Origin of the sequence: Proteus sp. fly-1089 (assembly GCF_040138965.1) — a bacterium.
Classification (GTDB): domain Bacteria; phylum Pseudomonadota; class Gammaproteobacteria; order Enterobacterales; family Enterobacteriaceae; genus Proteus; species Proteus vulgaris_B.
On sequence record NZ_JBEETS010000006.1, the window covers coordinates 123,541 to 145,822 of the forward strand.

The following is a 22,282-nucleotide window of genomic DNA, read 5'->3' on the forward strand; positions in this document are numbered from 1 at the left end:
TTGATTAATCGTATCAAGCTAATTTTGCGAATAGCCGCCCCCCGATTATCATGCTCCCCACGGCTGAGATTCGTGTGTGTAATTATTAATTTAACATATTTCTATAATTCCTCAGTTTGCTTTCTTTTATGATCCAGCTCGTAAGTACCGAGCTGGATTTTTGTTGCCAATATTTCTGCCACCGCTTTTTTATCGGTATTATATTTTTCCAATACCAACATTAAACGCGCCACATAATCAGGATAATCATCCCAGCCTGCTCAATTGGTAATGTCACAAAATAAACTCTGCTAATACAAACCAATACTATATTTATTAAAAACACTATTTATTTACAGGTTTAAGTTGTTCTAAAGAACGTGATGATTTCACATTATAAGTTTCATTGTGACCCAGCATTGCACTTCGGCAAAAACCACAAACGATATTTTTATAATTGATATCATTTTTTTCTAATTCTTTTAAAACACTTCCTAATGTTACATTTGCTAATAAGCTCTTTATATCTTTCCTATTTCTGACAATTAGAAAATCAGATCTCACAGTATTACTATCCATTATTGCAAAATCTCTATTTGAAGATAATGCCGTAGCGACGGATTCAATCGTATCATCTTCATATTTTGATAATGCGTAGTCCTTTACTTTTCCTTTTGAATGGCTACCTGATAACTCCCATAATCCTCGACTATTTAAAATCTCAACCGCATTTTGTTTTTTCGGAATAGTGTCTTCACTCGTAATAGAAACAAATGTTTTATTTTTTCCTGTCGCTAAGTTAGATATTTTAGGATCAGCTAAATACGTTTTATGTGGGTTTAAGAAATTTAATGTAGTCCCTTCTGGTGGAGAAATTTCATTATGCCAAGGGAAATACCCACCATGTGATGTAATAACTAATTGTTCCGATTGCTGGTCTGGCGTCGATATTATTTTAAAATATTTACCTAATTCACTAATCCCATATTTGAAACCTTTTTTATATCCGGTTAATTCTTTATATTCTGTTGGTAACTTATTAACAAAATGATGAGTATTTAAATCATTCGCAGATGTTTCTGATAAATTAGCCATTTCACTTGCACTTGTAGATGCTGAAGTATCTTCTTTTAATGGCATTCGCCCATCAGGATCATGTAACGTCACGGGGTTATTACGCACCATACGATATAAATTTAGCCCATCAATCGTACCTGCGGGATCGGCACTTAACCAACGACCAATCCACGGCTGATAATAACGGTAACCGTAGTAATACATTCCTGTTGAATCTTTTTCTTTACCCGAATAACGAATAGTTTTGTAATCGGCTTCTACCGCATTTTCACTCGACCAAATCGCAGTCCCGCCATAAGGGTAATACTCTTCATAACTGACTAATTGTCCTTGGCCATCGGTTTCTAATCCGCTATTACCCATACCGTCATCATAGTTATAACGCAGTGAATTATTTTCAATCCCTTTAGGCGAACCTATTTCCCAACACAATGCTCTCACACCTGCTCTTGTGCCTGCGTTTACTTGCGCGACGATATATTTTTCCGTCACCGGATCTTCATTTACTTCCCATATTTCAATATTCGGTAAATAATGCGTCGTAACTTTTTCTAAATGGCCATAAGCTGCTTTACGCCCCCGTATTTTCGTAACACGTTGCCCTGTATTATTGTATTGGTAAGTTTCACCTTCATATAAAAAACCACTCTCTATTACCTGATTTGTGGCTTTCAGATGATTACGTTCATCCCAAATAATGGCATCACCATTGAGAAGCTTGATTAAATTACCACTCTCATCAAAATAGCTATCCACCATTTTAGGATCTTCACATTGTGATTTTAATAAGGCTCGATTGGTTTTATTTGAAACAACGATATCTTGAGTAAAACTTTGTTGTGCAATTGAAGAGTTATGTCGGATCTGCGTTAAATTACCACCGCGATCATAAGCGTATAACCGCGTATAATTGGTATAGCTTTGTGTATCTTTGACTAATGTGGTAATGGTCTGAGATTGCATCGCCGCGGGTGTTTGCTGATTTACTGATTCTCGTCCTGTCGCACTCACTAATTGATAGAGTGAGTCATATACATAACGATTTTCAGGCACCACTTTCTGATTACGCCAGTAGCGAGTCGCTTCAGCATCATTTTTCAAACAAATAATATTACCGACAGGATCGTATTCATAACGCAGATCTTGCATGATCTTCGCCCCTAATGCATGACCTTGAAGGCGTGCTGTTTTAATATGTAATAAACGCTGGGTTTCAGGCTCATATTCATAAGTCGTCACCAAACCATTACCCTGCTCTTCACGTAATTTTTGTCCTGCGGCTGAATAAGTTAATGAACGTAAAATAATTTGTTCTGATTGTCCTTTTAGCGTAAGCCAAGACTGCTTAACAAAACCCGCAATATCATAAATCATGCGGCGTTGATGCCCTTTACAATCCGTTTCAGTTAATATTGTTCCCGTGGCATCATAGGTATATTGTGTGGTGTATTTTTCTGAATTTTCTATTTTAGAAACGTCATTATTTGAACTCAAATCAATATATCTTCCAAAATATAATTGTTGCGTTTCAGATAACACACCACCTAATAATGAAAAACTATCGGCAGTTTTCTTTCCTGCGATATCAAAGTGTTCAATGCATTTTCCTACCTGATTTTTAGCAATAAATTCATCCCAAGCTTGAGCCCACTTAAATTTCTGTACCACTCTAGCGCTACTTTCGCCTAGCTTTCCTTCTTTAATGTTATCTAAATTTCGCTCAAAACGTGGATCGGTATATTCATAGGTTATGACGGTTCCTTTGGCATTAATCTGTTGCGAAATCGCACCCTCAATATCATTGAGATTAAAGCTATTCCCATTATCAACACCTTGTGAAAGTGATAACGCTCCCCCTAAACTAACTGTTTGCTGAATATTGGATTGAATAGTTGAGTCGGATTGCCGGGCTTCATACAATCTTGCATCAATACTGTGTTCTAAATAACCGCGAGCATGATAATGGTGACGAGTAATACGTTCATCGGTTTTATTTATTGTGTCAGGATGACGACAATAACTAATTTCACGAATGGTTGATCCGCGATTATCATGAACCACTACGGTTGGGGTTCTTGTGTTTAATTGTTGATTTTTCATATTTTTATGATCCCTTAATTGATTTTCTTTTTATGATCTAATTCATGGCTATTACGCTGATCCTTTAAGGCTAATATGTCAGCAACCGCTTTTTTATCGGTGTTGCATTTCTCCAATATCAACATTAAACGTGCCACATAATCAGGATAATCCCCCCACACTTGCACATTAAAAAATGGTGCAGAGCACGGTTGTAACAAATGCGCAGGAACAAATTTATCTGGCGCTTTAACGATGATTGGGGGAGTTTTGCTGCAACTGGATAACAGCATCAGGCACAGGCTCATTAGCGCAAGGCGTTTGAACCAAAATCTGCCGTAACTCTTGGCGTATAACATGATTTTCTTCCTCTAAAGCTTGTTGCTCCTTTTGTTGATGTATAAGTGTTTCAGAGACTTTTTCCGTTTGTTCGTGCCATTGCACTAATTGTGATTGCAATGTGCGTTGTTGATATTCAAGCTGACTATTTTGTTCAGAAAGTCGATTTATTTGGTTATATTGATAACGAATAACCAGTAATGTGATAATAATAATTATTGCCACACCACCTCTAACGCCCAAGCGTAAAAAAGTACTTATATTCATGGATTTGCCTCTCTACAAAGCTCGTAATGGGGACCATCACGAAATGAAACCCAATCTCCTCCCCAATTAATTCGAACATTCAATTGATAAGCAGCTTTTTTCATCGCTTTTGATACCGACTCGAATACTGACCAATCTTGCCAAGGGATCGCACCATTCACTAAGGGCACAATATCAACGGCATGCCCTGTTAAATGACGGCTATTAAGTGTTTTACTTTTACCATCCTTCATTAGCTCTTTTTGTCGAGCTAATGAACGTACCCCCTCAATAACGACAAAGTCATATTCACTAAATGTCAGTGCCAAATTAACCACTCGGACTAAATCCTGATCCACACCTTCTAGATTTTTTTGGCTACGTTGACTCAATGTATATATGCTCATTTAGGCTCCTTAAGGTTATTCACACCAAAAACACGGTTCCACAACCAAATTAAAGTTGTACTACCCATTGAGCCAAAAAGTCCTGCAATCATGTAAGACATATAACGACTTGCCCCACTTTCAAAACTTAATAACCCTCCTAATAATCCTGTAAAAACAGAGATCACGACTTGGCTGGTGATACCACACCAAGACCACTTAATTTTTTTCTGCCTAATTTCCATTAAATACCTCACGACACCTCCCCAGGCTGAAAATCCACCGATAATCATCCAAGCCAGCGCATCGCTTTCTGATGGGATCGCCACTAGCATAATAAAATTCCTAAATTAAGCGGATTAAACGACATCGCCAATTAACCCGCGTTGATAGGCAATAAATAACTTACATTAGAGTGTCATTTTCATCTTCCTGGACCACAAACCAAGGTGTTACTATCGTATTACGCTGATAGTTTTTTGCCGTATTCACTCGATATAAGCGACTTAATGCATCGTAATAATGGGTATCTGCAAAACGATTCGGTTGTGCAGAACTATCGGTGATATAACGCCAATCATTGAGGAAATAAGGCTGATAAACACGCTTTACATTTCCTTGATTGTCATATTCTGTTTCACCTGAGATAGCCCAACGTGTTGTGGTACTTTTTTGCTGTACCTGTTGTGCACTATCAACTGCTAATATCCCTTTTTCATCGCGCAAGAAAGCGTCTCCAGCTTCAACTCTCACGGAAGTTTGCAATAAACGACCAAAACCATCGCTAAAAGCAATTTGTTGGCGAATTTGCTGTTGTGGATCGCTGTCATAACGGTCTGTCATAATTTGCAGTGCATGCGGTGGTAATTTTGAAGATGTGGACATCCAACTGTCAGTGATATAAACAAAACCTGTTGCAATAGGCAGTGTTGATGTCAACGCTAACGCATCATTAATCGTTGTCGGCATCATAAATGGCTTATCGCTATAACCGCTTTGCTTGCCATTTTCGCTACCTGAAAAACGTGTTGTCGTTACTCGCCCAAAACCATCAAACATGACTTGATGAATATTTTCATTTGCATCCGTCATTGAATTAGGTGACAAAAAGCGCCAATCATAAGTAAGATGGAAATCTTGTATATTGAGTGGAGACTCTTTTCCCATTAACACACAAAATTGCTTATCCCATAATAGGTTATACTCACAAGATAAGTTAGATTGCTTATAAATAAGCGGCTTATAAAATTGCGCTAATGAGCCATATTGGGTAATGCCTAATAGTGGTTTCACCCACAACGTATTGCCTTTTTCTGTTTCATCCGCAAACAAATACGCTTTTTGCTGATAACCCGCATTTGTCATCACGTCATTCAGTGCGAAATCGGGATAAGGTTGTGAAATGACGTTGGCAGTTTCTTCATCTAATTCTGCACTTTCGCTATAGGCTAAACGAGCTGGAAAATCAGGCTCTAGCAATGTGCCACCTCCATTGACATCCATATAAGCAAGCTGTTGTTGCCCAACAAATACTGATTTTTGTGTCAGTAAATTATTGGTGGCTAATAGTGCTTCGACACTTAACCCCTCTTTAGGCTGCTTTTCTGCTCCATATGTCCAAATATCTTGGCGACTTGTTGCTATAACACTTAGCTGATAAACCTGTCTTTCAGGGTGATTAATATGATGACAAGTTTGACGCAATAAACCTAAACGCAGTGTATTTTGTTGCTCATCATAACTGGATGCCCATAACGTCTCTGGCAAGCTTTCATAATGCTGATAAGGATTTTCCGTGCCTTTAACTCGTCTTGGATAATCAATAGAAACAGTTTTAGAGGCAAAACCATAACTATCTTGTTCTAAAGCGATTTGTTGATGACAAACAGGATCAGTCGCAATACGCTCATAGTGATATTCACGACTTTCTACTACAGAAGGCATCACTACAGGTGAGCGCCCTTGCATTTCAATTAGACGTACTTGAGGTCGCTGTTCTGTGACAGCATAAGGCACACTGGAAACAACAGAATTATCTAGTCCATAGACCTCTTTTCGAAGCAATTGACCTTGCAATCCACGCTCAAGCCAATAGCCTTGTTCTTGACGCACTGTGTTATCACAGATCTTTTCAGCGCTTCCTTCACCTTGTGTAAAACGTGGTGAGAAATGGGGAAATGCACCATTATCGCCTTGCCAAAACTCATTATAAAGCTGAGCATCAACAATAGATTTACCCGTTAAGAACCATTGGCGGGTTAACACACTTGGTGTTTTATCCGTCGTATTTTCTTCACTTTTAAATGATTCAGCGTTCGTAGCTTCAACACAACCAAAACCACGAAACTCTTTTTCTTTACCGTCCCAGACACCATAACGATAATTAAAAGTTTGTGTTAACTGGCTTTGTGTAATTTCATCAACCGTGTCAATTTTCCAAAGCGTATGCAAAGGGAATGGTAAATGACTTACTACATTATCTTTATTTTGTTGTTGCCGAGTTAATTTTTCGTCCAAACCATATTGGGCAGAACTACGGTAGTGTAATTTTTGGAGTAGCCCCATATTGTTATTAATAGAGGTTAATAACCACGGTTTGTTATTTTGTAAAGAAAGAACCCAATGTTGCGGTGTTGGATAAGATTTTGTTAGTAAAATACTGGCAATACCTAAACCTTGAACGTCCGCTACTTGCAATTGGCATTGATTATCAAAACGCACACCTTTAGGTAATGGGATATCATCACCACGTACAAATTGGTTACCACTTTGGTTAAAATAAACTTCTAAATGAGTAGATTGGGCATAAATGATATCAGTTGTACCACTACCATCTAAATCGGCTAAATAGAGCTGGTTAGGATTAAATTTAAGGCGATCTGCCGAAAATCCCGAAATAGTGATTGGTTTGCTAAATTTACCCTCACCGAGATGAATCCAACAAGTTACTCCTTGATAATCCACTTTAATTAGATGTTGTTGTCCAGAGCCCAAAACATCACTAAAGGCGACTAAAGCACGACGATTAATATTCTTAATCGGCAAGATCACCCCTTCAGCCTGCATTATCTCTTTACTTTCTTTCCAACCTTGCGCTGAGCCAGCATAAAGACGAATACTGCGAGGACCAATCAAGGCGAGATCAGCAAAACCACTGCCTGTTAATGAGGTAATTTCAGCTCTAGGATGAAAATATTCCACAGGTATGGCACCAAGTGGCACAAAATTAAGCCAACTCTCTGCTTTAGTGTCATCCTGAATGTAATAACCGTTTACATTACCTTGTGTGACTAACCATTCTAATTTGCCGTCACCCGTAATATCAGTCAGCGTTGCTGAGCCACGTAACGATGGAATAACAGGGAGTTTTTTAGGGTTATCCCATGTTATGGCATTAGGATTTTGCTTATCTTCTTTTCTCATTGGTGCGCGATACCACCAAGCACCACTGTCTTGATACAACACACCCGCAAGCCCTTCCCCTAATAAATCAACATATTGATAAGGCTGTTGTGGTGTAAAAGATCTGAGTTCATCCAGTGATTGCCATAATGCTTGTTTCGTTGTACCGACTTTTTGCCAATCAAATTTTACAGGGGGCAATGTTATTAACGACTGTGTATCTTTATTATCGTTAAAAGCCGATTGTTGTGCTGAAACTAACACCGTACCCGATGCTGACTCATCATAAGTAAGCGTTAATCGAGCGACTAATTCTGGTGTTTCCGCCAATGCTGTTTGTTTTTCTAAACTTTCAATACGGTGATACATCAGCACTTGACGACATAAACGACGAGTACGGACTTCAAAACCGTAATGGAAAAGCGAAAAACAGTCTTTACGCAGTGTCCAGTCTGAATTGCTCTGCCATTGCGGATAAGAGGCTAATGCACTGTTACGCTCACCGTAATCAAACACTAAAGTAAATAAAGCATTTTTCGGTAATGTATTATCGCTTTTAGTACAGGAGAAAGCGCGTTCACCCACAGGATTACCGTAATACACTTTCTCTAAATAACGTTGTGTATTGGCATTGCTATGTGATTGAATTTCTTGTTTATCACAACCTTTTTCATCTTCAGCACAATAGTGATATTCAATTTGTTCACCCATTGCTGAAACCGAAGCATTGAGGTTCCATTGCGCAATATGCTCGCTGTTTTGGCTATCCACGATCTGTGCTGTGGTTTCATAACCAAATAAGTGAACCTCACCATTTGCACTCAACATCACCCAAAATTGTTTTGGTGTATTAGCAGAAGTATTAGCCTCATTTAATGACCAACATTCAAAACGACTAAAGCTTTTTTCAATACGAGAACGGTAGGTTGTGACTTGGTATTGATGTGCAAGTTTTACGCCTAATAATGTATTACGTTGAGTATTTTCAATGTCGCCCTTTTTATTCAAAACAGGCACAATCACTTCACCTTCTGGCCCAATAAACTCATCTTGTGAAGAATAAGATGGCACGCCTTTTGAAGTACGACGACGAATAGACATCACGCCCACAGACCAACCGAAACCAAATACCCCATTGCCTGCTTGATTTTGATACGTCAAACCTAAAGAAGGAGCATAACCACGACCTTGGCTAATGGGTAATGGTAAGCTAAAAGTCGCCGCACCATCAGGACCTACGGCACCCATATTGCCGGTTAATCCTGTAACTGCACCACCACCTTTTGGTAAATTCGGCGCATCAAAGGTTAAATTCTCTGAATTTTGCATGTAGAACTCCTTACAGGCTCAGTTAAGAGCCTGTAATTAATATTTAGATAATTAACGAATGGTGTAATTAATATGGAGAATGATGTCGTTTAATGTCAGTAACATCTCTTTTTGCTTACTTGTTGCATCAGGGAAGCTTAAAGTCAGTGTACTGTTATCATTCACGGGTAAACCTTCAAAAGGCAGATAACGATCATCATTGAAGTTCAGTTGGAATTGACCACTGTCATTCATGCCATGAGAAATCGCAATTGCATTACAACCTCTTGGTTTCACCGCACTACCGCCATAATTCAGCACTGCTCTTATATTCTGATAAGTGCCTGTTAATGCTGGTAATGTCACACTAATTTGTTTAACTCGACGTAACTTACCTAAATCAGCAGGATAATCTTTGTCGATAGCTAAATCAGAGAGCTTAATTGAAGCTTGTAATTGACCATTTTTCAGCGTGATACCATTTTCTGTGGTACCCAGTATTGTCGCTTTCCCGTTGATAACATCAGACACTTTATCAAAGCTAAATTGATTGCTACTTAAGCCTTGATATACATCGTCCAGCGAAACAATTTTGGTAATTTCTAATGTGCGCTTATCTTTTTCAAGGTAGCTGTTTTCCATCTGAGTCAGGTTATGCATTAAGCTTTCACCCGCCATCAAACCAGAATAGTTACCTTGCCATGCACCAGGGCGAATAAAGGTTTGAGTTTCACCTAAATCGTACTGATAAGCTAATTCCGCCATACGACAACGAGATACGGTTAAGTCGTAGAAAGGCTTATAAATCGCCATTAATTTACCGCGTAACCAGTTATACAGGGCTGTATTGGTAAATTTATTTTGTAAGAAAGTTAAGTGCTCTTGCGTTTGTTGCTGTTGTAACTTCATACTCTCCAACTGCAAATTCGCGGCTTCTTTACGTACTTTCAGGGCTTCAAGTTGTGCATCAATTTGTTCCAACTCCGATTTTGCATTATCACGAGCCAGTTCCCATTCTTCACGGCGACGACGATAAGACTCAGATTGGCTTAATCTATCTGATGCAATATTGGTTGCAGAACCTGCCAGTTGTAATCCAATCGCGGTGGCATTAAATACTCCCCCTAAGCGTGAGCCACCCACAGCCATACCGTAAATATTTGGCACCATATCCGCAACAGCACCTGCCATATTCAGCACTTGGCTAGACGTATTCAGTACAGAAGACGCTAAACGAAGATCCATTGCCTGCTGCTCTAATGTACTAATATTGTCTTCATACAAATCACTATAATGGGTAAACCGTTTTTGAGCGCCAGCTTGTAATGCCTTTAATGCTTTTTCATTATGAGTAAATTCTTCAATATTCTTCGTTTGATATTTCATATTTTGCAGAATAATTTCACTACCTTGCGTAGTGAATAATTCTGATAATGCTTGTGCATCTTGACGCTCTGTAATGCTAGCAAGCGAGCTACCAAACTGTATTAACTGACTAACCACAGATTTTGCACTATTTAAAATCACAGGAAAGCGTTGTGTTGGCATCATTGCATTTGGCAATGCACTGCCACCTTGAGATTGATTGACTGCCGCATTTTGTAATGCTTTAGGATCAGCCGGAGTTGCATAAATCGCTAATGATAAAGGTTGCCCATCAATAGATAAATTGTGACGTAAATTAAACAAACGTGTTTTTAACGTATCACGATATTGCGCTAATTTTTCATTAAGTTGTGGTAAAAAAAGTGACGTTAATGAATTTGCAGTACGCGGAGATATAATTTCTTCACTTTCGCCATTAATTACCCGTGTTGGTTGTTTGGTTTTTGATGCTGCCTCTGTTAATTTAGGAGAAGACCATACGTTATCACCTAATAACTCAGTTTCATCACCTAGCAATTTCAGCGCTTGCATATACCACATTTTGGCTTCATTTAATGCGTCGCGCTCTAATACACGGTAAGCACTGTCACCACGATCCATGAGAATATCGAGGCACTTCATAAAGGTCGCTAACTTGTAATGCATAGGGTCAGTTTGCGCCACAGCATCAGGGTCGGTTGAATCAAGTTGATCTTTATCCCAAGCGGTATCAGTTAAAAGCGGTTGTGAATTCCAAGTCCGATCAACATGAATACCATTCTCAATATAACCATTCGGGCTAAAGACATAACGTAGCCAACGACTCGCTTCATCGTAGTTATGTCCGTCAAGCATCACACTGACGACCATCATTGGGGTGTAATAAAATAACTCCCAGAAATAGAGCGCATTGGCACCATTGAAGTCCATCGTTTCATCCGTATTACCCTCTAATGCAGGTTCAGGTAAACGTTGAGTATCTAGGGTTAGAATGCTATCAATTCCTTTATTGGCACGTTTAACTAATTGGCGAGCAAATAAGGTATTTAAACGTACAAGCATAGACTTACTTGCAATACTCATTGACATATACTGAGCCATTGCTGAGTTTGTTTCTACTTTAATAACATTTCCTGAGCTCGCAACGATAACCTGCTTAACGTCAAATGAAAACGCCTTTTCTGATAATACATTCGATTGTTTATCTTTAACTTTAACATTTACTGTTACTGACGTTTTTCCATTTTTTGTAAACTCACTACTAGGAATATCTAAACTAAGTGCACCGTCTACATTATTGAAACTGTTAATGCCATCATGAAATTCGCTCTGATGACTCCATTCATTAATACTGTATTTTTTATTATTTTCAGCCGAGCTTATTTCAATGCTAATGTCGCTGATTTTTTCCACTGTATTATTATAAATTGGATCTGAATTCTTAATAGGTAAACGGCCATAGGTAGATAGACCATAAATACCATAAATATCATCACCTAATTTAATATCAATTATAAGAGAACATTTTTCTTGTTTTGCTAAATTATAAATTTCATCATTCATATCTAGAAATAGATATTCAGACTGACTACGATCATTAATTAAATTAAATATTTCATCCGAATTTACATTACCCGTAGAGTTATATATTTCAATTATAGGAAAGTCACTATTAATGCATGATTGAGTAAAATCAGAATCTACCTCACATTCATTATTTTCATCAACAATGTAGGCATAAACACTCTTTAATTTAAAATCAAAAATCAAATATAAAATCTTACCAGTATATTCATTAAATACTACTTCAAAATAAGGATCCGTTTTTTTACCGATTTTAACTCTAGTATAAAAAATATCTTCAGATTTATCATGAGATGCCCCCATGATAGATAATATTTTTCTTAGGTGTAATTTTACACAATCATCTGCTTCAATTGTTTTTTTAATTTCACATTTAATAGATGCAGAAAAGGAGCATGTTATACGACTATTATTTAATAAAACTTTAGCATTATTAATTAAACTACCCTGTAATGATGCCAGATCAGAATCTTTAACCATAATATCAGAGATAGGATCACGTGAAATAGTGTAATTTGTTTTATCTCTTTTGATAAAATGATTATTTATAATCCTAATATAACTTTCTCTTGATCCATCAATTATATCAAACTCATTTTTTGCATTAGCATAAATATTTTTAATTTCATCTGCTGTTCCTTTAGCAAAATTTAATTCATTATCAATATAATAAATTTCGAAATTATCTTTTTCAACTGAATATGTTTCTGACATTTTATAAAACACAATCATCACTTTATCAAACTCATCACTATAGCTAAGATAAAAATTCAGTTTATCAAGTTTGTCTAAGTCATCTTGCATTTCATAATTAATAGGTGAACTCCAAGAACCATCATAACGAATATGAGAAAGTTTTAAGTTATATCTAATTTCTTTTTCAATTTTTTCCGCAGTGTTATTTTTTGCGGTTTCGACGCGTTCAATCCAAGCAATATATAAACGGCTATTAAAAATGACTGGGCGAATTAAATCATTATACGGATTTAAGCCATTTTCAATTTTAGTCCATTCTGTCCACGCATTAGCCGCCATTTTACCATCTTTAATTTTGCTATGGTCAGCACTGCGCCAATAATAGCTCATTTGATCTGCAGGATTTCGACCAATAAAATAGGTCAATCCATCATCTAATGTCACACTATCATGATAACCACTTAATACTTCTAAATTCGCAATTTGTTCAAATGAGGTTAAATAGGTTTTAAAGGCATCTTCTACCGTATCGCGATTAACACTATTTTGGCTAATAGACTGTAATAGGGTATCCATCATTTTGGTTTGCCCAATACGTATAGTCGGGTCAACATAGTTTTCAGGATAATAGACTAATTTCGAAACACCAGCCCATGTGCTATAACGTTTATTAAACTCATTCCATTGCGCAAAGAAAGTCCGCCCCTTCACATTCTTATCAACATCCTTTTCATCACCAGATAAACAGTTATTGATATAAAATTGAATATTAGCAATCGCTTGTGCAATCGCAGTTGTCATAATTTCAGCAGATACTTGATTATCAATTAATAAATGGTGATAAACATCGTCTCGGCTGATTAATGATGGATTAGTGCTTTGATTGGCATAATATTGGGTTAATACTGTCGCTTTTTTCTCATCCATTAATTGAACAAGTTGTGCTGTTTTTTCACTGCTTAAACCTGACTGTATAACTTGGCTAAGTTTATTCCAATTATCATAAGTACCTTCTAAATCATTATTTTCCGTGTATTTTAAATCAACTAATAATTTGAAATCATTTGGGGAAATACCGAGTGTTTTAGATAATTCAAGATATTGAATAAGAACAGTAATATTTTGAAAATCTTTTAATGCTTTGGTTGGTGTTAATTCTAAGGCTTGAGTAATCGTTTCTTCATCAATATTTAAAATTGATGCCATTCTTTCAGTTGTTAATGATTGATTTTTAAGTTCAATTAAAAATTCATTCGCTCTATCGCCACATTGCGAAATAAAATGATGGAATTGAGTGATATGTTTTATTCTTTCAATTTTTAATTCACGACTTTCTTTAGGATAAAAACACTCTGTACGATAACTAATAATTTCTAATGTAGATTTATTTAACCCTATTTTATTTGAAACCAAGGTGATTTTTTTAAGTCGGTTAAAGAATCGTGCAATATCTACTTTATCTTGTTGAGTTAAATTATCTTTAATAATTATTGGTAATATATCTTTTAGATATCTATTACCCGGTTCTGGATCAACCCAATGTAATATCCAGTTCGCTTTTTCAATAGAGTCAATACCCATTTCAGCAGCAATAAATGATGCAACAACTGAGAATTGTTCTTCATAATCTGTTGATACATTTTTTAATATCACTTTTAAATTATTAATTAACACTTCAAGTTCAGAGCTAAATTCAGACTCGTATTTTGATGAACAAATTAAAAACAGTTCACTTATCGTCCATTTTTCTTTTTTAGCAAATTTAACCACATCATTAATAGCATGAGATAAATTCCCCATATCATCTGATGTGGTATGAGTAAAAATTTCTTTATTAAATGGAGAAGGAAGAATATCAATAAGTAATACTAATTCATTAATAGATAAACCATTTGCTTTAGACAATAAAAAGGTACGATATAACAATGAAAGATTGGTTAATGAACAAGTAAAGTCGCTAACACTGCCTGATGCTAACTGCCATAACATAACTAGTTCAATATCATTAATATTAAAAGCTCGTTTTAAAGTATTTAAACGAGTAATATCAGCAGCATTCGTTGCATTAGCGAAATCAAGAGCATGATTATCGTCAACAAAAAGAGTGTTATTAAGTGGTGGATTATTAAATAGTTGATCAAATACTGATTGTGTATTATTTAACGATGTTTTTGAAATTAATCCACTATTAAGCACAATTGCTTGTTCCACGGTAATATGATAATTATTCATCATCATTTGCATATGAAAAATAGAACTTAACATTTCTTTATCTATATTAAATTCACTATTTTTTGATTTAATTGCCGTGATCACAGATAAGACAGGCATTCCTATCGCTTTATATAGCCTAATAATTTTATTTATATTTAATAGTTCTTTATTTGTTAACGCTTCTTTTTTATTAAATACTTTTAAAATAAATTTGGCATCTTTAATATCAATATCATAATACTCAGCAATAAAACGAGAGCTTTTTAATAATTCTTTATTAATATTGCCGAAGTTTTTCTTGAATAAAGCATCAGTCTCTTTATCAACATTCTCTGTTAAAATATTATAAAGTTCAGGAGAGATATCCGCTTGAATAGACGCTAACAGTGCTGAATCTAAGGTTTTAATCACATCAGGGGATGATATTAAACCTTCAAGATTTCTATCTTGAAGCATAATAGCTTGGCGGATAGTTTCATAAGGTTGATGATAAGGAGTGCCACCAGTTAAACGGTTAGTCGCTAATTCACGAAATAAATCTTTACCACTACCTAATTTATTTTGTAGTGCAGTGGTTAGGATTTGATTAGATAAAGAAAGTGTAGAAACTTCTTTATCCATATTTTCTTGAGAAAGCACTAATTGCGCTAAATCAGGGCGACGTTTATCAAGATGATAAACAGAGCTTTCAGTATGTAAGGCTTTTGCTTCACGATAAAGCTCAGTTAAATAACCTGCTGGTGAAAACATAGAAGCCACAGATTTGCCATCGACAAAAGTATCCCCTCTTTCTGGGATCCAATCACTTAATGCACGGCTTTGTGCTGATTGTGATTGAATACCTAACGTGACCGCATTTTGTACTTGAGGATTATTACGCGCTAAATAATGAGATTCATTCAATTTATTACGTTTTGCAGCTTCTTTTGCCTCTGTATATAATGTTTTTGCTTCATCCCAAGTTAATTTTTCATCACTTAATGCCCGTATTTCATGCAATGATAATGGTGCTAATTCTTTTAATGTAATAGTTTCTAAGGTAGAAGATTTCATTTTCGTTAAAAGTGTATTAATGTTTTTCATTAAATATTTCCCAATATAAGTTAATTAAAAATAGAGATAATTAAATTGCCGTTTCATCTCGAAAATTAAAATATCAAAAAAACAAAAAATGAAAGTTGAATTTTTTATAATTTGATATTGAGTTTTTTTATGCTTTATAGGTTGATGGCGATTTTCAATAAAAAATAACATTAAAAAAATAGACATAAGTAATAAATAAAATATAGTAATAACAAAAAATCAATCATTTGATTTTGTTATTTATAAAAAACACTATTATTTATTATCAAATTTAGTCGCTAATGTTATTTTTTTAATTTATCTTCGATAATTTTTCACTTTTAGTCGCTAGAAAAATATTATTGACAAATATCAATGCAAAAATCCCATTCAAGCAGATTATTAATTTCAATTAATATGTCTCTGTGGAGAACACCTGCATGTTTTTCTCAAGAAAAATAAATCAGTTCTTTGCTGTCGCGACTTATCAAAGTCTAGTAAAAGCAGCCGAAAAAATTAATGTCACCCCATCTGCGTTACGTCATGGTATTAATGAACTTGAAACTCGAATAGGTAAATCATTGATTAAACGCTCAAAAAATGGTATGACACTTACTCCAGCAGGAAAAACACTGTATGAGAGTCTATATCCCTATTATAAAAAAATTAGAAAAATCGAAAATCAGATCCTTGATTTAAATGAAGATAAGACATTGCTTTCAATTAAGTTAGATGGGCTTTACTATCCTGATTTGAAAACAAAATTATTGGAAATAAGACAAAAAAACAATCAATATAAACTGTCTTTAGAAGATGGCTATATTGACGATATTAATGAGGAACTCTTTGATAAAGAATTTGATCTTGTTATCTCCTCTCTTGAATTTGACTATTCACATGAAAATATTAATACAATTAATTTATGCACTCAAAAAGTCGGCTTATTGGTTAATAAAAAACTCTTTGAAAAATATTCAGATACCAAAACATTCTTTGCTAAAGAAACGTTAATACAAAGGAACAGTTCTTTGCATAATCCGATATTTTCAACAATTTTAGATAGATTAAAAAAACAGGGTTACCAATATCATACTTTAGGTTTAACAGAGATGGCTGATGTATTGCATTGCATTGATGAAGGAGCAGGTTATTGCTTTATGCCTGAAAATATTCATTATATTTCAACGATCACAAATGATGAGGTGCAATTTATTCGCTCACCATTTCCTTTTGATATTTTTTTACATCAAAAGGTCTATTTTAAAAAAAATAATGATAAAAAATTAGCTGATATTGCAATGGCACTACGTTAATCAATTAAAACAATGCATTGATATAATCAGAGGTAAACCCACGATATTGTAAATAGCGAATTTGTTTCGCTTTCTCTTTATAGTCTTTGGGCTTGCCTGTGCCAAATTTTTTCTCTTTGACCTCTTGGCAAAGTGCGTACCAATCGGTGTCTGTTTCTTCTAATACTCGTTCAATAATTTCGCTGGGAAATCCTTTTAGGCGTAATTCTTGGCGAATACGTAACGGCCCATAAGATTTATTTAAATAGCTACGAAAAAAACTATATATGGTTCGATTGTCATCAAGGTATTGGCTTTCAAGTAAGCGTTCGATTACTTGAGGCAAACATTCAGGAGCGGTAGGTGAATCTTTCTCCGTTTCGCGAATTCGGCGTTCGATTCGACGTTGTAGTTCTTTTGTACTGTAATCACGGCGAGACAACATAAAAATAGCGTACTGATAAAGCTCTTGATAGGTCATAACGTTCCTTTATTAAAAGAGTCCATGTGAAGTTGACTAATATCATAACGGTTTATCACTAAAATAACTTATTTCGACGTTAATTTAATCAGTATTATAGAAAGCAATAAAAGAGCGATAATTAAAAGAATAATTATTATTCTCTTTTATAATTTTAATTGACTACTTTTCTTAAGATTAGCTTAGAAAAAATAAGGTTTTTTACTTAATAAACCCTTAATAATCCTATAATAACGCGAAATATAAGCATCTCTTACTGTATATCGCACTTATAGCTGGTGACCATCAATTAGAAAAAGATTAAAATTTACGGCTACTCTTTTACTACTTACTTTTTTAATTTTCTGTGGGTTATGTATGAACTTTTCCAATTTAAATAAGGTGGTATTGACCGCCTCCCTCCTTGCCACGAGTTTTTCTTATGCGGACAGTGATCGTCCTCTGCTCTCTTTAAGTGTGAGCCAATCTGGTGGCACTGCATTAAATAATGAAGGTTCGCTAGATACACGTACCCCAGCAAGCCAATCTCGTGTTTTACCAATTTGGGGTGATGAAGCCCGTGCTCGTGGTTATGATATTCCTGAGCCATTTGGTGCAAGCTATAGTTATATGAATCTACGTCAAGATATTATCGTGGATAAAATTGGCTTTTCGACACCTGCATGGCCTGAAATCAGCGATGTTGTCAAAATTGATGTGGGACACACTCGTGAAAAAAGTGAAACCCATATGCTTAAATTAGACAGTTGGGTGTTTCCTTTTTTCAATGTTTATGGCTTATACGGTAAAACTAAAGGTACTTCTCGTTCTGTTCTAAACGATGTTCGCGCTGACTTTGGTGGCGGTTTCGTTATCCCTGTCGCTCAAAACGAAATATTTAATTTAGATTTTGAAGGCAAAACTTATGGTGGAGGTTTTACTTTAGCAGGGGGCTATAACCAGTTCTTTGGTACTTTTGACTTAAACTACACCAAAACTAACCTTGATATTTTAGACGGTGATATTAAAGCGTTAGTGATTTCACCTCGTGTGGGTTATGAGTTTATCTTTGAACCGTTAATTTCTGGTCAAGGCAATACCAAACTGCAAGTGTGGACAGGTGCAATGTACCAAGATATTACTCAACGTTTTAGAGGTGATGTTAGCAAGTTAAATTTACCACCCAACTTTGAACAAATGGTCGGGATATTTGGCGGAGATATTAAATTCGATGTTGAACAGCATCTTGCTCATAAATGGAACCAAACAGTAGGTGCACGTTTAGAAGTCACACGTAACTTTAATGTCATTACAGAACTCGGTTTTAATAACCGTAATAGCTTTTTTGTCTCTGGTGAGTTCCGTTTTTAATGGTTAAATACCCTTTTATTTTTGGGCTGGCATTTGCCAGCCTCTTTACTTCACACACAGCACAAGCACAACTCTTTCCTGATAGACAACAAATAGACCAATGGTTAGTAGGATTAGGCGGAGAAAATAGCTTCGATCGCAGTAAAACTATCGACTGGGGTATTTTACCCGGGCCTTTCTATACGCCTGAATTAGAATTAGGTGTCGGTATCGCCCTTGTGGGGCTTTATCAAGCAGACAGCCGCCCTGATAGCAAAATATCGTCACTCTCATTAAGTGGCTTTGGCTCCTCGACAGGGGCTTTTGGTATGACCTTTAGTAACTACACTTATTTGGCTAATGATACATGGCGCGTTTATCTCACTGGAACATTAAATAATGTGCCAACTAATTACTGGGGCCAGGGCTATCATGAAGGTCGTGTAAAAGATCATTTTGGTGAATATCGTTCTCAAGAATTACGCTTAACCCCGACTTTACTGCGTCAAATCACTAAAAACACCTATATTGGATTAGGCTGGGATTATTCAAATCTACAAGCCGCAGCGCCCGATAATCCATTTAAAGTGTATATGGATCAACGCGATTTACCTTTGCGCTCAACCAGTTCTGGATTAAGTGTCCGTTTTACTTATGATAGTCGTGATTTTTTACCTAATGCGAGCCGAGGTCAGGCATTTGATATCAGCTATACCCATTATTCACCGGATACTGGCAGTAATAACCGCTTTAATGCGACACAGATACAATATAATTACTATTATCCTTTGAGTGATACCGCAGTATTGGCATTTGATAACTATGCACGTTTTACATCAGGTGATGTGCCTTGGAGCCAATTGTCTAAACTGAGTAATGGGCACCAAATGCGAGGCTATTATGAGGGGCGATATCAAGATAATCATGTTTTCTCAACCCAAGTAGAATACCGTAAAAAACTCGATTGGCGGCATGGCATTGCGCTTTGGGTTGGCGGTGGTACGTTAAGTGATAAAGCGCGTGACTTAGGTCAAGGACATTGGTTACCGAGTGTTGGTATCGGCTATCGATTTGAGTTTAAACCTCGCATGAATGTGCGCCTTGATTTTGGTATCGGTAAAGAAAGCACAGGATTCTATTTTCAAGTAGGTGAAGCATTTTGATGTTTAAGCGGTTTCTTTTTATCAACACCATTGTCTTCTTCTTATTTATTGCAGGTTGTACTCAAGTCGCACCTGTTAAATCTCTGCATGCCAATCTTGATAGTGTTACCAATGAAAAGGCAACACAGATTTGGCAAATACCCGCACCACTAACAGCACCTAATGGCTTGAGGCCTTGTTGTGCTTTTGGTTATAACTTAAAAGTCAAAGCGTTTGAAATACCCGTGCCTTTTTATCGTATTGATAATGTAGTTGAAGCTTCGACATTAGGTAATCATCGTTATAACGATAGCTTTTGGCTTGGTACAGCAGCCGTATTAGGTTTTGGGAGTGAGAAATCAGGTTTAATTTACTCTCATAAAGGGGGATTCCTCGATATCGCCCATATTCGTGATACGGCAGATTATACTTACTACCTCTTTAGCCATATCTATCCAAAATTAGGCCAAGAGTGGACGCTAACACTAAGTAATGAACTAGCACAACGTAAAATACACTTTAATGCTTTTACCCCACCTAAAGATGAAACAGAACGCTATACCTTAAGTGCTTATCTTGCCGCACGATTAGGTTATCGTCTTGCGGTATGGCATGAAATTGCACAATGGTATGGTTTTCGCTCTGTGCCAGGATTCTCCGAAGGTATCTCTGCATTTTCACCTGAAGATCTCTACTCCAACTTAATTGGTGCACGACTTTCACTCACTTTGATCCTTAATGGTCACGCCACCAGCCTTGAGCACTATAATCAATCAATGCAGGGCATCATTCCTTCCGCGCTCTACCAATTAGAAGCTCAACCTCGTCAATTAACACAACAATGGTTTGATATAATTGATGGACAATGGTGGGATAGTCAACAACGTGTTCCTGACAAATTTTTAGTTTTAATGCGTGATTATCATATCTCAGATATGCGGTATCCGGTGTTACCTTTTGAGGAAACAGCATCTCCACACTACCTCACATTACCTAGTGCTTATTCTGGTTATGTTTTAGAACAATTAGCAGAATTTCAGCTTTGGCCAACAACGCAAATGGCAAATTTACCATATCCAAAAACCTATTGGCATGAGGCGGATTTTACTGATTTAACAGAAAAAGCACGTGAAATTGATAATAAAACCAGACCAAAAACAACAAAAATTGACTAAATAACAAACAAAATTGACACATTAAAAACCCTTAATTTTACTAAATTTGGGTTAAGTCGCAGGTTTTTATATAAGATAAATTTAAGTTTTTGCCAAAAAAGCATTTTTTGTTAAAGGAAAAAAGCGATTATAAAACGTGGCCTTCCAGTAAACCTTATACATTTAGTTAACAAATCACTCGTAGTTATCCTAATGTGAGGTGATATTTTGTAGCTATGAAAAAAGTAATTTGCTAGTATTCGTTCGATTTTTATCCAGTTAAACGAGGAGAAGCAATGCCCTCTCAATTGATGAGGACAAGTGCCGTCTTCGCTTTCTTGATTTCACTACTATTTACTGGTGTAAGTTTTGCTTCAACCAGTACCAGCAGTTCCCAGATACTGCAGGCGTATTCTTTCAAAAGCACGTCAACACCGTTGCCAGATTTGAAAAGATACCCTTCGGGAACACAGCGTAAGAAAGCGTTTTTAAATGTCATAGTTCCTATTATTGACAATGTTAATAATAAGATAATGAGAGATCGTGAGTGGTTAACTGCTCAACGTAAAGCCCAGCACTGGGGCAGCGCAGATTTAAAAAAACTGCGTGAAATCTGTCAATACTATGGCGTCACATGTACCAGCCCTAAAAAAGTAAATTGGGATTCGTTACTGACTCGCGTTGATATTATTCCGACACACTTTGTCGCAACGCAAGCCGCTACAGAATCTGGCTGGGGGACATCAAAGTTGGCACAACAAAATAACAATCTATTCGGTATGCGATGTGGGAGTCAGTCTTGCAATAACGTTCCAGGGAAAACCAAAGGCTATGCAGCCTACCCTGATATTGAAGGCTCAGTGATTGCTTATATGCGTAATCTCAATACGCACCGCGCCTATAATTCATTGCGCTCCTCAAGAGCACAGCAAAGAATGACGCAGCAACAACTCGACTCTCGCCAGTTAATCACTGACTTGAAAGGTTACTCAGAATTGGGCTCAAGTTATAACGATTATCTGACCGAAATGTTCGACTCAAATAAAAAACTGATCACTCAAGTTCAGTTGCAGTCGAAACAAGATAGTTAAGCCTTAACAGGCTTTCATCTGGCAAAAAGCCACTTTTCTTTCTAGAGAAAAGTGGC

The 22,282-nt window shown here is 36.3% G+C and carries 13 protein-coding genes; 5 read left to right on the forward strand and 8 right to left on the reverse strand.

Features of this window, described 5'->3' with window-relative positions; all coding sequences use genetic code 11:
* Positions 1 to 324: 324 nt before the first annotated feature.
* The 7 genes from ABN080_RS13755 to ABN080_RS13785 all read right to left on the reverse strand — a co-directional run bounded on the left by ABN080_RS13755 (position 325) and on the right by ABN080_RS13785 (position 15,758).
* Positions 325 to 3,156 carry an RHS repeat domain-containing protein gene (locus tag ABN080_RS13755; RefSeq protein WP_349441270.1) on the reverse strand — a complete coding sequence of 944 codons (2,832 nt, stop codon included), beginning with the start codon at positions 3,154 to 3,156 and terminating at the stop codon, positions 325 to 327.
* Between the two features lie 14 nt (positions 3,157 to 3,170).
* On the reverse strand, positions 3,171 to 3,428 hold the full coding sequence (gene lysC, locus ABN080_RS13760; protein ID WP_196554507.1) for an Rz1-like lysis system protein LysC: 258 nt from the start codon (positions 3,426 to 3,428) through the stop codon (positions 3,171 to 3,173).
* Entirely contained in the window at positions 3,385 to 3,741 is a 357-nt protein-coding gene (locus tag ABN080_RS13765; protein WP_196554508.1) for a hypothetical protein, read from the reverse strand. The genes lysC and ABN080_RS13765 overlap by 44 nt, the downstream gene beginning before the upstream one ends.
* A complete protein-coding gene (locus ABN080_RS13770) occupies positions 3,738 to 4,127 on the reverse strand; it encodes a M15 family metallopeptidase (RefSeq protein WP_349441271.1) in 390 nt (129 codons plus the stop codon). The genes ABN080_RS13765 and ABN080_RS13770 overlap by 4 nt, the downstream gene beginning before the upstream one ends.
* Positions 4,124 to 4,441: a phage holin family protein gene (locus ABN080_RS13775; protein WP_196554510.1), complete on the reverse strand. Its 318-nt coding sequence runs from the start codon at positions 4,439 to 4,441 to the stop codon at positions 4,124 to 4,126. The genes ABN080_RS13770 and ABN080_RS13775 overlap by 4 nt, the downstream gene beginning before the upstream one ends.
* Before the next feature lie 70 nt (positions 4,442 to 4,511).
* The gene (locus tag ABN080_RS13780; protein WP_349441272.1) at positions 4,512 to 8,837 is read right to left on the reverse strand and encodes a SpvB/TcaC N-terminal domain-containing protein; all 4,326 of its coding nucleotides are present in this window, start codon (positions 8,835 to 8,837) and stop codon (positions 4,512 to 4,514) included.
* Positions 8,838 to 8,888: 51 nt separating this feature from the next.
* Positions 8,889 to 15,758: a Tc toxin subunit A-related protein gene (locus ABN080_RS13785; protein WP_349441273.1), complete on the reverse strand. Its 6,870-nt coding sequence runs from the start codon at positions 15,756 to 15,758 to the stop codon at positions 8,889 to 8,891.
* Between the two features lie 419 nt (positions 15,759 to 16,177).
* Between ABN080_RS13785 and ABN080_RS13790 the strand changes: the two genes are divergently transcribed.
* Positions 16,178 to 17,050 (forward strand): LysR family transcriptional regulator, encoded by an 873-nt coding sequence (locus tag ABN080_RS13790; RefSeq protein WP_349441274.1) that lies wholly within the window; start codon positions 16,178 to 16,180, stop codon positions 17,048 to 17,050.
* Positions 17,051 to 17,054: 4 nt separating this feature from the next.
* Here ABN080_RS13790 and ABN080_RS13795 read toward each other — a convergent pair whose 3' ends face one another.
* A complete protein-coding gene (locus ABN080_RS13795; RefSeq protein WP_072069093.1) occupies positions 17,055 to 17,510 on the reverse strand; it encodes a regulatory protein RecX in 456 nt (151 codons plus the stop codon).
* A 357-nt stretch (positions 17,511 to 17,867) separates the two neighbouring features.
* Here ABN080_RS13795 and ABN080_RS13800 point away from each other — a divergent pair, with 357 nt between their 5' ends.
* From ABN080_RS13800 to ABN080_RS13815, 4 genes are all read left to right on the forward strand, one after another.
* The gene (locus ABN080_RS13800; protein WP_164526775.1) at positions 17,868 to 18,860 is read left to right on the forward strand and encodes a hypothetical protein; all 993 of its coding nucleotides are present in this window, start codon (positions 17,868 to 17,870) and stop codon (positions 18,858 to 18,860) included.
* The gene (locus ABN080_RS13805; protein ID WP_349441275.1) at positions 18,860 to 20,002 is read left to right on the forward strand and encodes a BamA/TamA family outer membrane protein; all 1,143 of its coding nucleotides are present in this window, start codon (positions 18,860 to 18,862) and stop codon (positions 20,000 to 20,002) included. Before ABN080_RS13800 ends, ABN080_RS13805 begins: the two co-directional genes overlap by 1 nt.
* The gene (locus ABN080_RS13810; protein WP_349441276.1) at positions 20,002 to 21,156 is read left to right on the forward strand and encodes a DUF4056 domain-containing protein; all 1,155 of its coding nucleotides are present in this window, start codon (positions 20,002 to 20,004) and stop codon (positions 21,154 to 21,156) included. The genes ABN080_RS13805 and ABN080_RS13810 overlap by 1 nt, the downstream gene beginning before the upstream one ends.
* Positions 21,157 to 21,431: 275 nt before the next feature.
* Positions 21,432 to 22,226: a protein bax gene (locus ABN080_RS13815; protein WP_109408381.1), complete on the forward strand. Its 795-nt coding sequence runs from the start codon at positions 21,432 to 21,434 to the stop codon at positions 22,224 to 22,226.
* Positions 22,227 to 22,282: the final 56 nt, after the last annotated feature.

Bases quoted from the DNA above. Each gene is read 5' to 3' on its own strand.
- ABN080_RS13800 (WP_164526775.1), top strand. From the start codon at position 17,868: ATGAACTTTTCCAATTTAAATAAGGTGGTATTGACCGCCTCCCTCCTT.
- ABN080_RS13795 (WP_072069093.1), bottom strand. From the start codon at position 17,510: ATGACCTATCAAGAGCTTTATCAGTACGCTATTTTTATGTTGTCTCGC.
- ABN080_RS13775 (WP_196554510.1), bottom strand. From the start codon at position 4,441: ATGCTAGTGGCGATCCCATCAGAAAGCGATGCGCTGGCTTGGATGATT.
- ABN080_RS13755 (WP_349441270.1), bottom strand. From the start codon at position 3,156: ATGAAAAATCAACAATTAAACACAAGAACCCCAACCGTAGTGGTTCAT.
- ABN080_RS13765 (WP_196554508.1), bottom strand. From the start codon at position 3,741: ATGAATATAAGTACTTTTTTACGCTTGGGCGTTAGAGGTGGTGTGGCA.
- ABN080_RS13805 (WP_349441275.1), top strand. From the start codon at position 18,860: ATGGTTAAATACCCTTTTATTTTTGGGCTGGCATTTGCCAGCCTCTTT.
- ABN080_RS13770 (WP_349441271.1), bottom strand. From the start codon at position 4,127: ATGAGCATATATACATTGAGTCAACGTAGCCAAAAAAATCTAGAAGGT.
- ABN080_RS13810 (WP_349441276.1), top strand. From the start codon at position 20,002: ATGTTTAAGCGGTTTCTTTTTATCAACACCATTGTCTTCTTCTTATTT.
- ABN080_RS13790 (WP_349441274.1), top strand. From the start codon at position 16,178: ATGTTTTTCTCAAGAAAAATAAATCAGTTCTTTGCTGTCGCGACTTAT.
- ABN080_RS13780 (WP_349441272.1), bottom strand. From the start codon at position 8,837: ATGCAAAATTCAGAGAATTTAACCTTTGATGCGCCGAATTTACCAAAA.
- lysC (WP_196554507.1), bottom strand. From the start codon at position 3,428: ATGCTGTTATCCAGTTGCAGCAAAACTCCCCCAATCATCGTTAAAGCG.
- ABN080_RS13785 (WP_349441273.1), bottom strand. From the start codon at position 15,758: ATGAAAAACATTAATACACTTTTAACGAAAATGAAATCTTCTACCTTA.
- ABN080_RS13815 (WP_109408381.1), top strand. From the start codon at position 21,432: ATGCCCTCTCAATTGATGAGGACAAGTGCCGTCTTCGCTTTCTTGATT.